This window comes from Paenibacillus antibioticophila (genome assembly GCF_000455265.1).
Taxonomy (GTDB): domain Bacteria; phylum Bacillota; class Bacilli; order Paenibacillales; family Paenibacillaceae; genus Fontibacillus; species Fontibacillus antibioticophila.
Genome location: NZ_HG005141.1, coordinates 648,945 through 661,961, shown reverse-complemented (window position 1 = coordinate 661,961; position 13,017 = coordinate 648,945). Strand labels below are relative to the sequence as shown.

At 49.0% G+C, this 13,017-nt stretch carries 11 protein-coding genes and 2 pseudogenes; 8 read left to right on the top strand and 5 right to left on the bottom strand.

Translation table 11 applies throughout. The annotated features are described in order from the left end of the window. Positions 1-5 precede the first annotated feature (5 nt). From TX85_RS20040 to gtfA, 5 genes are all read left to right on the top strand, one after another. Positions 6-878 (top strand): carbohydrate ABC transporter permease, encoded by an 873-nt coding sequence (locus TX85_RS20040; RefSeq protein WP_044481527.1) that lies wholly within the window; start codon positions 6-8, stop codon positions 876-878. Between the two features lie 79 nt (positions 879-957). Next, the gene (locus TX85_RS20035; RefSeq protein WP_044481702.1) at positions 958-2,070 is read left to right on the top strand and encodes a sialidase family protein; all 1,113 of its coding nucleotides are present in this window, start codon (positions 958-960) and stop codon (positions 2,068-2,070) included. Positions 2,071-2,187: 117 nt separating this feature from the next. Then, entirely contained in the window at positions 2,188-3,036 is an 849-nt protein-coding gene (locus tag TX85_RS20030) for an AraC family transcriptional regulator (RefSeq protein WP_044481526.1), read from the top strand. Between the two features lie 40 nt (positions 3,037-3,076). Continuing rightward, complete coding sequence (locus TX85_RS20025) at positions 3,077-4,033, top strand: carbohydrate kinase family protein (RefSeq protein ID WP_044481525.1); 957 nt, start codon at positions 3,077-3,079, stop codon at positions 4,031-4,033. Between the two features lie 13 nt (positions 4,034-4,046). Continuing rightward, positions 4,047-5,516: a sucrose phosphorylase gene (gene gtfA, locus TX85_RS20020; protein ID WP_044481523.1), complete on the top strand. Its 1,470-nt coding sequence runs from the start codon at positions 4,047-4,049 to the stop codon at positions 5,514-5,516. 405 nt (positions 5,517-5,921) lie between these two features. Here the strand turns inward: gtfA and TX85_RS20015 are convergent, their stop codons facing one another. Next, complete coding sequence (locus TX85_RS20015) at positions 5,922-6,380, bottom strand: MarR family winged helix-turn-helix transcriptional regulator (RefSeq protein ID WP_044481522.1); 459 nt, start codon at positions 6,378-6,380, stop codon at positions 5,922-5,924. Between the two features lie 190 nt (positions 6,381-6,570). Between TX85_RS20015 and TX85_RS20010 the strand changes: the two genes are divergently transcribed. Both TX85_RS20010 and TX85_RS26040 read left to right on the top strand, forming a co-directional pair. Then, the gene (locus TX85_RS20010) at positions 6,571-7,059 is read left to right on the top strand and encodes a glutathione peroxidase (protein WP_044481520.1); all 489 of its coding nucleotides are present in this window, start codon (positions 6,571-6,573) and stop codon (positions 7,057-7,059) included. A 276-nt stretch (positions 7,060-7,335) separates the two neighbouring features. Continuing rightward, complete coding sequence (locus TX85_RS26040) at positions 7,336-7,503, top strand: CxxH/CxxC protein (RefSeq protein WP_018750397.1); 168 nt, start codon at positions 7,336-7,338, stop codon at positions 7,501-7,503. A 167-nt stretch (positions 7,504-7,670) separates the two neighbouring features. Here the strand turns inward: TX85_RS26040 and TX85_RS20005 are convergent, their stop codons facing one another. Then, positions 7,671-9,020 carry an MFS transporter gene (locus TX85_RS20005; protein WP_044481519.1) on the bottom strand — a complete coding sequence of 450 codons (1,350 nt, stop codon included), beginning with the start codon at positions 9,018-9,020 and terminating at the stop codon, positions 7,671-7,673. A gap of 114 nt (positions 9,021-9,134) precedes the next feature. Beyond that, positions 9,135-9,330 (bottom strand): annotated as a pseudogene (locus TX85_RS27720) (alpha/beta hydrolase); the annotation flags it as partial. A gap of 444 nt (positions 9,331-9,774) precedes the next feature. Here TX85_RS27720 and TX85_RS26035 point away from each other — a divergent pair. Beyond that, positions 9,775-10,183: pseudogene (locus TX85_RS26035) on the top strand (23S rRNA (pseudouridine(1915)-N(3))-methyltransferase RlmH). A gap of 86 nt (positions 10,184-10,269) precedes the next feature. Here TX85_RS26035 and TX85_RS19995 read toward each other — a convergent pair. Beyond that, positions 10,270-10,959, bottom strand: coding sequence for a hypothetical protein (locus TX85_RS19995; RefSeq protein WP_044481518.1), 690 nt, complete (start codon positions 10,957-10,959; stop codon positions 10,270-10,272). 13 nt (positions 10,960-10,972) lie between these two features. Further along, positions 10,973-12,409, bottom strand: coding sequence for a dGTP triphosphohydrolase (dgt, locus tag TX85_RS19990; RefSeq protein ID WP_049895104.1), 1,437 nt, complete (start codon positions 12,407-12,409; stop codon positions 10,973-10,975). Positions 12,410-13,017 lie beyond the last annotated feature (608 nt).

Here is a 13,017-nt window from a genome sequence, read left to right as displayed (position 1 = left end):
GGACGATGAGAACGAAGATCAGCCTGTTCGACATCTGCAACAATCTATTTCTGTTATTGGTCGCTCTTGTCTGCACGTATCCTTTCCTCTATATATTCTTTCTTTCCATCAGTGACGGAAGAAGCATCGCCTCAGGGGACGTCGTGTTCTTTCCGAAGAATCCGAACCTTGAAGCCTACCAATATATTTTGACGAATTCGAACCTGGGCATTTTCCGGGGGCTGCTGAACTCGGGTATCTATACGGTGGTCGGCACGCTCGTTGCGCTTATAATTACGTATATGACAGCTTATGTGTTGTCCCGGAAACAGATTAAAGGCCGCTTTGTGATCATGAGCCTGTTCGTATTCACCTGGGTATTTGAAGCGGGAATTATTCCGGCCTATATTGTCCTGAACAAGCTTGGCTTTGTCGACAACTGGCTGGTCATGATCATTCCCAATGCGATCAACGTGCAGTTCCTGATTATTACGAAAACATTCCTGGACGGCCTGCCGCCTGAGCTTGAAGAAGCCGCCAAAATTGACGGCGCCAACGATTTCCAGATTATGAGCCGGGTCTTTCTCGCCATTTCAAAACCGATCCTGGCCACCATCGGCGTCTTCTATGCCGTGTTCATCTGGAACCAATACTTGATGCCGCTCATTTATTTGCAAAGTCCTGACCTGCAGACGATCCAGGTGATGCTGAAAAGACTGGTCATCAGCTCGGGCGATTCAAACACCGCCTTCCGCACGATTATCCAGAACGGCGTGATGCTGAATCCGGGCAACCTGAAGGCTGCTGCGATCTTCGTTGCCATGATGCCGATTGTACTGGTCTACCCATTTGTACAGAAGTATTTCAAGAAGGGGATTCTGATCGGTTCCGTGAAGTAAGCTCGACTTGAAGGCAAGGAATCCGACGGTGAGCCCCAAAATTTACGAACAGAAGGAGCGCGTTATGTTAAACAATCCGATGATCGAAATCAATGACCTTACCGAGGACGGAAAGCTCTATTTCAACCGCCGCCTCGGCCTGGTAGAATCCCTTTTGCCCTGTGATTTTGAGACTAGCCATGCCTGCGATCTTCAGGAGCTCCCGAATGGCGATTTGCTCTGCGTCTGGTTTGCCGGCTCGGATGAAGGGAACTCCGATGTCAGCATCGTGATGTCCCGCCTGAACGCTGGCTCGGACGCCTGGACGCCTGCCACGAGAATCTCAGACGATAACGGCTACAGTGAGCAAAATCCTTCTCTGTTCCTGCATCCAAACGGCGAGCTGTGGGTGATGTATACGGCCCAGCGGGCCCGTACGGCTAACGAGCCGCCGGAGTTCAACCTGCAGTACACCTCCAAGATCTACCGCAAGGTTTCCAAGGATAACGGGTATACTTGGGGAGATGCCGAGGTGATGTTCTCGCGGGAGGGCTCGTTCTGCCGCCAGAAGATTCAGGTTCTCACGAGCGGAAGATGGATCTTCGAGAACTGGATTTGCTTCAATGACGATACCCGCAACGGCAGCGATATTACGGTCATGAACATCTCCGATGATCAAGGCGCTACATGGCGCAGCGTCGAGGTTCCCGGCAGCCGCGGCCGCGTGCACTGCAACGTGATCGAGATGTCTCCGGGCAAGCTGATCGGACTCTTCCGTAGCCGCGCAGCGGATAATATTTATTTTGCGAAATCGGATGACAACGGAGAGACCTGGACGGAGCCGGTGCGTACCGAGCTGCCGAACAACAACTCCAGCATTTCCGCCATCAAGCTGGCGAGCGGCAAGCTTGCTATTATCTATAATGATCTGCGCTTCAATGACAAGCCGGATATTACCGTCTGGCCGTTCGAGCGCTGCCCTGTTACGGTAGCTATTTCAGAGGATGAGGGCAGAACGTGGCCGTACCGCCGCCATGTAGAGACCGGCGAAGGCTTCAGCGGTCATAAGAACCTGATTCGCAACCGCCGCTACGAGTATCCTTGCATCATGCAGGCTGCGGACGGAAGTCTGCATGCAGCCTATTCCTTCGGCAACCGCCGCACGATGAAGTTCATCTCCTTCACGGAGCAGTGGGTGACCGGCGCCGAATAACCGGGCTAAGCCCCGCCACAGCCCCAGCTTGGGGCTTTTCTTATCAATTGACAAAGAAAAAACGGTGCGATAGAGTGAGAGCATCAAATTTACGGTACCTTTTGGGGTGAAGCAGAGATGGAAGATCATATCGTACAGCATTTTCACTCACCGACAAAAACACAAATGGAGCAGGCCCCCTTCATTACCTGGGCGGGCCACCGGAAATGCGGCAAAGACCATGTCGTAGGCCCGCGCATCCTTGAGAACTATAAAATGGTCTTTGTCCTCAGCGGCAAGGGCTATTTAACCCAAGGCGATCATGTCAATAAAATGCTGAAGCAGGGGGATATGTTTATCCTGATTCCCAGGGAGAAGCATTTTTACTATGCCGACCCCGAGGATCCGTGGGAAATCATGTGGGTCTCCTTCAACGGCAAGCATGCTTCCTACTATCTGAGCCTGATGGGGCTGGATATTAATCATTGCTGCCTGGCGGGCATCACGACGCCTACCATCATTAACAAGATGCTGCTGCTGATCCAGGAGCTCCCGGAGGCGAGGGACGGGCAGATGTTGTGCATCAGCTATCTGCTGCATATTTTTCACCTGGTGGAGCAGGGAGCCAAGCATTACGGAGAGACCGGCACACGTACAGGCTCCGAAAGCGTGGTGCAGCAGGCCGTTCTTTTTATCGAGCAGAATTATTACATGCATATTGATGTGGACATGCTGTGCAAGCACGTCAACTACAGCCGTTCGTACCTTTCCCGTTACTTCAAGCGGATCACGGGGATGTCAATCCCGGAATATATCAGCAAAATCCGCATTCAGAATGCCAAGGTGCTGCTGCAGGAGACGGACCTCAACATTCAGGAGATTTCGGCTTCTGTCGGCATTACGGACTCCCTCTATTTCTCCAAGCTGTTTAAAAATGTAACGGGAACCTCTCCCATGTCCTACAAGAAAAACAATCAGGGGCGCTGAGTTGAGGCTGTATCTATCGAAGATGAATGGGGGAATACCCATGTTTGATTTTGAGAATAGTGTGCAATTTGCAGAAAAAGACCTGGATCTTTTAACGGTCGGCGAATTGCTGGTGGACATGATTTCAGAGGATTACGGCGTTTCCTTTGAGAACGGCACCTATCACCGATATTTCGGCGGCTCGCCGGCGAATATCGCCATGAACACGAAGCGGCTGGGCATCCGTCCGCTTGTCGCCTCCGCGGTGGGAAGCGATGGGCTTGGACAATTTTTGCTGGAGCATTTAAGCCGGTCCGGGATGGATACGAGCTGCGTACAGCAGGTGGATGAAGCAACCAGCCTGGTGGTCGTGACCAAGAGCAAATCCACGCCGGTCCCGATCTTCTATCGGGGAGCCGATTACCGCTTGGCCTACACGGAGGAATTGCGTGCAGCGCTGCTCCGGACGAAGATCGTTCATTTCTCCTGCTGGCCTCTGTCCAGACAGCCGGTAAGATCGGCCGTGGAGCAAGTGATCCGGGACGCCCGCCAGAACGGGACTCTCGTCTGCTTTGATCCCAATTACCATCCGGCATTATGGGAGAAGGGAGAGGATGGGATTGAGTATATCAAGTCGATCCTTCCTCTTGTCGATATCGCCAAGCCGTCCGAGGACGATGCCGAGCGGCTGTTCGGGAAGGACACGCCGGAGAATCAGCTTCAGCGGTTTCTGGATCTCGGCGTGAAGCTGGTCATTCTGACTTTAGGGAAGGACGGCGCGCTCGTCTCGAACGGGCGGGAGACGGTGAAGCTGGAGACGCTGGCTACGCAGGTTACGGATACCACGGGAGCAGGGGATGCCTTCTGGTCCGGGTTCTATGCGGCGCTTGTTAAGGGGTATCCGGTTCGCCGGGCACTGAAGTTCGGGCTGGCGGTCAGCGCGTACAAGCTGCAATATACAGGGGCGGTCGTAGAGCTGCCGGCACTTGAGACATTCCAAGAGAAGTACCCAATCTAGGAGGGCGAGAGTCATGGCTGTTCACAATCAAGTACAACTGATTACGTATCCCGACTCGCTGGGCGGGAGCCTGCAGACCTTAAAAAAGGTGCTCGATGAGCATTTTCATGATATTTTCAAGGGCGGGATTCATATCCTTCCTCCATTTCCCTCCTCGGGAGACCGGGGCTTTGCTCCGCTTACTTATTTTGAGATCGAGCCTGCCTTCGGCTCGTGGGAAGACATTAAGGCGATCGGGGCGAAGCATGATGTGCTGCTGGATGTGATGGTCAATCATATTTCCCGGCAGTCGGCGTATTTTCAAGATTTCCTCAAGCAGGGAAGACGCTCCCCCTATGCGGATTTATTCCTGACGCTGGATAAAATCTGGGAGGACGGGCAGCCCGTTCAGGCCGACATCGATAAAATGTTTCTCCGCCGTCCCTTGCCGTATTCCACGTTCACGATTGAGGAGACCGGGGAAGAGGAGAAGGTGTGGACGACCTTCGGGAAAACCGATCCTTCGGAGCAGATTGACCTCGACGTTCATTCGGATCAGGTCAAACGTCTGCTGACCGAGATCTTCGAGAACTTCCGCAACAACAACGTCAAGATTGTGCGGTTGGATGCCGTGGGCTACATCATCAAGAAGCTGGGAACGAGCTGCTTCTTCGTCGAGCCGGAGATTTACGGCTTTCTGGACTGGATCAAGGAGCTAGCCGACTCGCTGGATATCGAGCTGCTGCCTGAGGTCCATGCCCACTACAGCATTCAATATAAGCTGGCGGAGCACGGCTTCTGGATTTACGATTTCATTCTGCCTTATCGCATTCTGGATACGCTCGTTAATAAAAATGCGGAGGCGCTGAGGGAATACCTGATCACGCGTCCTGCGAAGCAGTTCACGATGCTGGACTGCCATGACGGCATCCCCGTCAAGCCTGATCTCGACGGATTAATCGACACGAAAGCAGCGCGCAAGCTGGTCGATACCTGTCTGGAGCGCGGCTCCAATCTAAGTCTGATCGTCTCTGACGAGCATAAGGATGCGGACGGATTCGACGTGCACCAGATCCGCTGCAGCTATTATTCCGTGCTGAACAGCGACGATGATGCTTATCTGGCGGCCCGGGCCATCCAGTTCTTCGCTCCGGGCATCCCACAGGTCTATTACGTTGGGCTATTAGCGGGAGAGAACGATGAAGAAGGGGTTCGCCGCACAGGAGAAGGGCGGGAGATCAACCGTCAGAACTTTAGTGTAGGCGAGATCGAACAGGCGCTTGGCAAAAGCGCGGTCCAGCGCCTGCTTGCGCTGATCCGGTTCCGCAACGAGTACGACGCCTTTAACGGTGACTTCCGTGTACTGGAATCGGCAAGCCATGAGGTCTGGCTGGAGTGGACTAAGGGGGAGCTGCGCTGCACGCTGCAGCTTGATCTGAGCACGAACCGGACGGTCATCGATTATGTGGAGGCAGACGGGACAACGGTTCAATTCGTAGTGTAGGGAAGGGGAACATAAGGGGGGCTGTCCCGAAAGGTCGTCAAATCAAATGCCCAGCGTTGCCGGACTTTTGTACGAAATATCAACCACCCCCGCTTGGTGGACGGTTCCATGTCGCAGTTTTGTACGAAAAGTCGCACAACATCCCTCCCGCACCGTCTGAATTCAGGATTTTGAACGAAATATCGTATAAAAGCGCCCGTGAAGCGAGGGGACGAGGGCATTTTGTATGAAATATCGTTCAAACTCTTCCGGTCAATGGCATTAAGGAGCAGTTATATACGAAAATTCGTACAAAAAGCATTTTCGCCGCGCCGCGGCCACTTCCTACAAACATAAAAAAAGCCGGATGGAAATATCACCTTTTCCTTCTGGCTTTTTTGTGTTCAGGGACAGCCTCTTGTCTTTTTAGAGCGCGGCTTCTGATTCAAGCTTATGCAGAAAGCCGCGGATTTGGGCAAGCTGCGCCTGGACGTCCTCGGGATTGACCTTGGTATCCTGATAGATTTTGCAGGGGATTTCCTTGGCCTGGTGCCGAAGCTCCTGCCCCTTCCCGGTCAGGGTGATGATGACGTTGCGCTCGTCCTTTGGGTCGCGGGTACGGCTCAGCAGCCCCATAGCTTCCAGCTTCTTTAGCAGCGGCGTCAGTGTCCCGGAATCGAGGAACAGGCGGCTGCCAAGCTCCTTGACGGTGACCGCATCCTGCTCCCATAGCGCCAGAAGGGTAATATATTGAGTATAGGTCAGTCCCAGCTCCTGCAGCAGCGGGCGGTACAGCTTCATGATGCCCCGGGAGCAAGCGTAGAAGGCGAAGCAGAGCTGATCGTCGAGCTTGAGGGAGATGCTTGTGTTGTTGGTCTCGGACATGTTGATGATTCACCTGCCTGCTATTGAATTGGATACAATTCATTTGTTTGGTCGAATTATAGCACGAGCTTCGGTCGGGGTCAAAACGGAATCAAGACGATGTGAGAGGGTGCTGCGAATATTTGACTTCGAAAATTAAATTGCATACAATTCAATTAGGAAAAATTAATTCGGCAAAGGAGATGGGATCATGTCTATTTATGATATCGAAGTAACCACCATCCGCGGGGAACAGCAGACGCTGGCACCTTACAAGGGACAGGTGATGCTGATCGTCAATACGGCGACGAAGTGTGGATTTGCTCCCCAGTTCAAGGGTCTTCAGAAGCTTCACGAGGACTACGGCAATCGGGGGCTGGCGGTTCTCGGCTTTCCGTGCGGTCAATTTGCCAACCAGGAGCCGGGGGACAATGAGGATATCGCTTCCGCTTGTGAGTTGAATTTTGGCGTGACCTTCCCGTTGTATGCGAAGATTGAAGTGAACGGGGATGGAGCGCATCCGCTGTTCAAGCATTTGACGAAGGAGGCTCCGGGGGTGCTCGGCTCGAAGGCGGTCAAGTGGAACTTCACGAAGTTCCTGATCGACCAGGAGGGCAAGGTAGTGAAGCGGTTCGCCCCCACCGATGAGCCGTCCAAGATCGAGGGCTACATTCAGAAGCTGCTGGCGGAAGGCAAGTAGAAGGGGCAACCCTCACGTTGCTGAAAAAGTTGACCTTTTGAACGCGCACGAATAGGGATTTATTTTAAACTTGGGGTCTGAGTTGTAATCCGAGAGGCGGTACCGGGAGTTTAGTGCCGGATATGGCCTCTTTTTGCTGCAATTGTAAGAAAATGTTCGCGGGATGAAGCGAGGGAGCAGGTTCCTTTTTTGCGCCGAGTATGATAGAACTGATAAAGGACAACCTGAATACGAGAAGCGCGCCGCGGGAGCGGTAGAGGAAAGGATGCTTTGTGCATGTACGTGGTATGCAAGGATCATGTGGAGCTGGCGATTGATATGTTTGTGGACGAGTTCGAGGAGGCCCCGGACGTGGTGGATCTCGAGCACACGAAGTTTATTGATTGGGAGCCGCCGGTCAAGTGCCAGGAATGCGACTGCGAGGCACGGTTTTTGGTGGTGTAAGTCAGACGTAAAATGACGATAAGGTAATGATAGGCGGTAGTCTGCCCCTTTGCGGGTGGAGGCCGCCTTTTTGCTGTCGATAAGAGCTGGATGGGTTGGGAAAAAGTAAGCAGGGCAAGCGCTGGCTTGCCCTGCTTTTATGGAGCGTGTGCGAAGGTTGGCGGAGATTAATTGGGTGCGGTGTCTTGCTCGGCTGGGGCTCGGAAGCTCCGGCGGCCAAGCACGCCTACGATAAAGGCCACTATAGTTAGCGCGGCGGCGAGCAGGTAAAGGTTCACGATGCCGAACCATTCGGCTAGCCCGGCCATGCCCAGCAGCGAGATGCAGAAGACCAGGTGCAGCAGGGAGGCCTGAGCGGACAGCACCTTGGGCAGCATCAGCTTGCCGACACTGCGCTGGATGAGCGTGCGGCGGTTGACGATGGACAGTTCTGCAAACGGGCCCATCAGCAGCACAAGAATGAGGGCGATGTAAGGCTCGGTGTTGACGGCGTATACGGCAGTAAGCAGGCCATAGCCTGCCATGCCGATCAGCATCGCCGACAGGAAGCGGTCGCCGATGGTCCGCACCAACGCCAGCACCAGCAGTCCGCCGCTGACCGTTCCCGCAAAATACGCCGCATTAATGAACCCCCACCATTCCTCGCCTTGCCCAAGCGCGGTCTGCACGAAGGCGAGCGTGAAGGCGCCGACCCAGACCGAGCCGCCCAGCATGTCGATGATGTCCATAAAGGTCAGCAGGCGGAGGCGCGGCATGCGCCAGATCGTCTTCCAGCCTTCGGTTAGCGTGTGCCAGCGCGATGGGCCGGTGGTGGCGGAAGCACTAGAAGAGCCAATGGCAGCGTTCGCTGTGGTGTCAGAAGCGCTAGAAGTACCGTCGGTGCCAGACATGCCGGAAGTTGCAGTGGTGGCATGGGCTGCGGAGTCACCGGACTCAGCCGGTTCCTTCACGCCCAGGGTAAAGGCCGCCGCCAAGCCATAGATCACCGCTGTCACCAGCAATGTCGGACTCGGGCCAAGCATTGCGACGACGATACCGCTCAAGCCCCAGCCGGCAAACTGCACCACCTGATCGCTGACACTGATGAGACCATTGGCTTTGAGCAGGCTTTGCTCATTGGGAACGAGCCGCGGCACAAGCGCATTACGGGTCGGTACCGTCCATCCATCAAGGAAAGACATAACAAAGACGAGTACAAACACAAGAATAAGGGAAGCATCGCTCCCTTGTAATTGCAGATAGACCGCCAGGACGATGAACAGCAGAAACTGGCCGGTCTGCGATAAGAGAAGTAAGGAAGGCAGCCTAAAGCGATTGATCAGCAATGGTGCGATCAGACCGCTGATCATTTGAGCGAAGCTGCGCATCAAGGGCATTAGCGCCGCAGATACGAGCGAGTTCGTCTGGTTCAGCACCAGCACGGTGAGCGCCATAATATAGAGCACGTCTGCGGCATTGGCCGCAGTCTGAGTGGTCCACAGATAATAAAAAGGCCGGGACATCGGCGAGGATTTCATGGTAGTTCGGGTCTCCGTTTCTTGGATGAAGTGTTTTTAATAGATGATGGTATTACTCCCTGATTTCAGGCCGATTCTATAAAGGTATGATCTACAATCGCATTAATAGTGTTGTCCCGGCGGATATATGATCGGCCGGCCGACATCGCGGTTGTCATACCGGATGACAAACCGTCCTGCATTGGCAATACGCTTGCAGAAATCATCTCCACCAAATCATCGAAGTCTGAGCCCACATGATCAGCAAAATCGCGGGATTAGCTAAGTCACCGAATCTTTCCGTACAGAGCGTGACACCGTTAACGTGCAAGAATTTTCACTCATCGTTTCATTCCTCCATTACTGAATAATAAAAAACACAGGCCGGCTGCCTGTGCATTCAGTAATCAAAATAGAGAACAGAAATGAATAGACCCAGGGATCGCATCAAAGGACTCGAGTCTTTAACTTCCGGTACATTTCTATTTCTTAAACAGGGTCACCGCGAGGCAAACCAATATCGATTACTATGCACAGAAAATAGTCCAAAGCTCTCTATTCCATTAATCGCGCACAGAAAAACCAATATCCTAGTTCAGCAAACGTAACCCTCCGATCCTTAAAGTGGCCCTAGTCTACCATGATAGGCATACAACTGTCAAACTATTCGGAGTAGCAGAAAAGGCTACGAGGCCCTTTATGTTATGATAGACAGAGCATGGACAAACTAGGCAAGACTTAGCATAGAATACATCATTAATGGTGGTGCGAATCGTTGAATATACAAATTATTGCGGCAGACAAATTGAAGGAAAAAATCTGACACAGGGTATTGCAGAGAATGCTAAATGATTAACGCCCTATATCAAGCTGACGTTGACGGAGTTTCCGACGAGAAGGCGCCGGAGCAATTAAGTGCAAGTGAGGAAGAGCAGGTGAAGCGCCGGGAGACCGAGCTGTGGACATCAGACAAGATAGCCCAACATAAAATGGCCACCTATGGCCGTAGCCAAATCGCATTTGTCATAGGGCAGCCTGGGTCTGTCCTATGAAGTCCGCCTGCTTCCGACCTCAAGATATCGTTCGGCCGCTTCACGTATCCCCACCAGCTTTTGAGGCTTGTACTGGTTGAGCAGGTTTATCGAGTGGTGAAAATTATGCGGGGGGAACCGTATTATGATTAGGGCGAAATATTTGGATCATTTAAAATCATATAAGAGAGGCCTGAATCAACCCTTCCTTAAATGCTTAAGAAAAGTTATCACGAAAATTAGTACCAATTAAATTTATACCTCTCTTTATCAAAGACTTTTCCATAATGCTTTAATTCAGCCTCATGTAATTTATCGTATGGGTCTGAAGTGTTTAAAAACCATTCGGATACATAATCTTTCACCTTATCTGAGAATTCAAGTCCCCATTCATTATGAATATGAAATGCTCGCATCACATTAACTTCAGGAGTCGGATTTAACGGAACAAAGTCATCTTCTAAAGTAATATCCAAGAGATTAGTATCAAATGCATGAACAAAAGTATCTGCATCAAGTTCAGAAGTTGAAATATTAAAAGCAATAGCATCAAAATTAAAGAAAGTGCTTTTAGAAATGTTAGAGAAAGTTGAAGAATGAATCCCTTCCTTGAATGCCCAATTATCGTATATCGACCAAATATCAAATTCTATATTATCAACTTTAATTTTGTAACCACCAAATCTATTCTTTTGGTAATCAAACTCTTTCAATTTATCATCAAGTTCATCTCTGCTACAATCATCAATAATAATGTCTATGTCTCGGGGTACATTTTCAAAGGCAAAGTTTCTCAAAGCTCCCCCAACAATGATAATGTCCCCAGCCTCACTTAAACATCGAAATAATTCGAAAATTTTGAAGGATTGATCTTTAAGTATTCCTATCCTTTTTAGAGTATTTTCGGCTATAAGCTTCTCCTTAATCACAAAAGCTTTCCTCCTATAGTGTAATGCCTGTTAGTCTTCTATATAAATCAAGAGCATACGAGTCAGTCATGCCACATATAAAATCAGTTACAAGAAGCAATCTATCATAGATACTTGGTTGATCACCATCTCTATCAGAACAATATTTGTTCATAATATCTTTATAATTACCCGAAATCAATAAATAAAGCTTTCCTTCCTCAGTCTTTGAATTTTTTCTATTATCAGAAACAACAGCATTAACGAACATTTCAAGTAATCCCTGTATTACTTTACCGCCGGCATATTCCCTTAAGACAATTTCCTTACTATCAAAGATAGTAAATGATAGCTTTTTCATTGCCCTACGTACTTTTTCTGCATCAGAAGCCAATAATATATCTTCATCAAATTCCCCATTCAAAATCTGATCATGTCTATGTATAAACTCTTTGACTACTGATTTAATCATAAATCCTTGTGCATTAATTCTGAGAGCTTGGACAGCGTTATCAAGCTTATCAGATCGCATACTTTGGTAATTTCTTTCGTATGAATTTACAAATGAATTCAGAATATCCTGTTCTTCTTCCGTACCCTCTTGAAGGAATTCACTTAATGTTTCCTTAATAGTGGTGTAATCAAGCACCCCTTTTTTACACCCATCCTCTATATCGGCAGCAGCGTAGGCAATGTCATCAGCTGCTTCTAAAAGGAACGTAATAGGATGTCTACTCTCCCCAATTCCTGTGTGCTCTCTTACGGCCTCAAATCGATCTGCTTCAGCCTGTAAGTACCCAAATTTTTTATAACTTATTCCTAGATTTTCTTTTTCCCGAACAATATCTTCTTTGTTTCCCTCTGTTGAGGATCGAGGATATTTTAAGATACTTGCTAGTGAAGAAACAGATAGGTTAAATCCGAACTCATCAAATAAATTATTTAACTTTGTAACTAATCTAAACGTCTGTGCATTTCCTTCGAAATTTATAAAATCTGCACACTTTTTCTCTCCTAATATTTTTTTATACTCAGCCCCTTCATTATCAAACCAATATCTAAAAAAATTTTGGATGGCTGATTCACCAAAATGCCCATATGGAGGGTTACCTAAGTCGTGCATAAGTCCAGCAACTGCCAGTAGCGCTCCTAATTTTCCTCTATGTGCCGGGTCAATTTTTTTTGCAGCGATTAGATACTCTTCTACACTTATTCCCAGGGATCTTCCAATTGTTGACACTTCATGTGAATGAGTAAGCCGTGTTCTAATAAAATCACTATTATCGAGAGGAAACACTTGAGCTTTGTCTTGTAGTCTTCGAACAGCCGAACTATGTATAAGCCTAGAATAGTCATCGTCAAAGTCATTTCTTAAATCAAATTCGTTATATTTTGTTCTGTCTTTGACTGCTTTATCTCTTAAACGTATTCCGCATAGAAGCTGTTCCCAATTCATTTTTGTATATTTCAAATTAATCGCTCCCTAATCATTTTATTTTAATTTCTATAAATCCCTAGGATTATCCTGCTTCTACAATCTAAATTTGCGGCGACAAGAGATCTTACATAGGGGTGTTTAAGTTCGGTGAAAAGAACATTTGTGGCCGGTTGAAGGCGTCTTATTATGATCTTGTTTTTTTAAAAGCAAAAACTTTGGCCCAGAGTGTAGATCTGCTCCCTCGAGAACTTTGTTTACAGGCTGAGACTTCTTTTTAAGGAGGTCTTTGTGAATCAATGTAGTGATTGTTCTATTTCGGAAAACCCGTTTTTGTGTCCTCTATATCTATTTGAAATATTATTTATCTTTCCTAACGCTCCTAGTAACGAGTCTATCATGGTGCAGATACAAACGATTATTTCAAAGAAAATTTGATTAGGAAAAAATTCAACAAGAAACAATCCCGAGATGGTTCCTTGAAACCGATAATTTGGATGAATTTGTTTTATCTGGTTAAACCAGTCTGTTGCTATCAACTTCTTTATGGTTACAGGTGTTTTGTGAAGGTTTCCAGTACCCAAATTGTTTCATAATCCTTACAAACTAATAAGAAAATTTCTTCTCCAAATCATTGCCTTTCT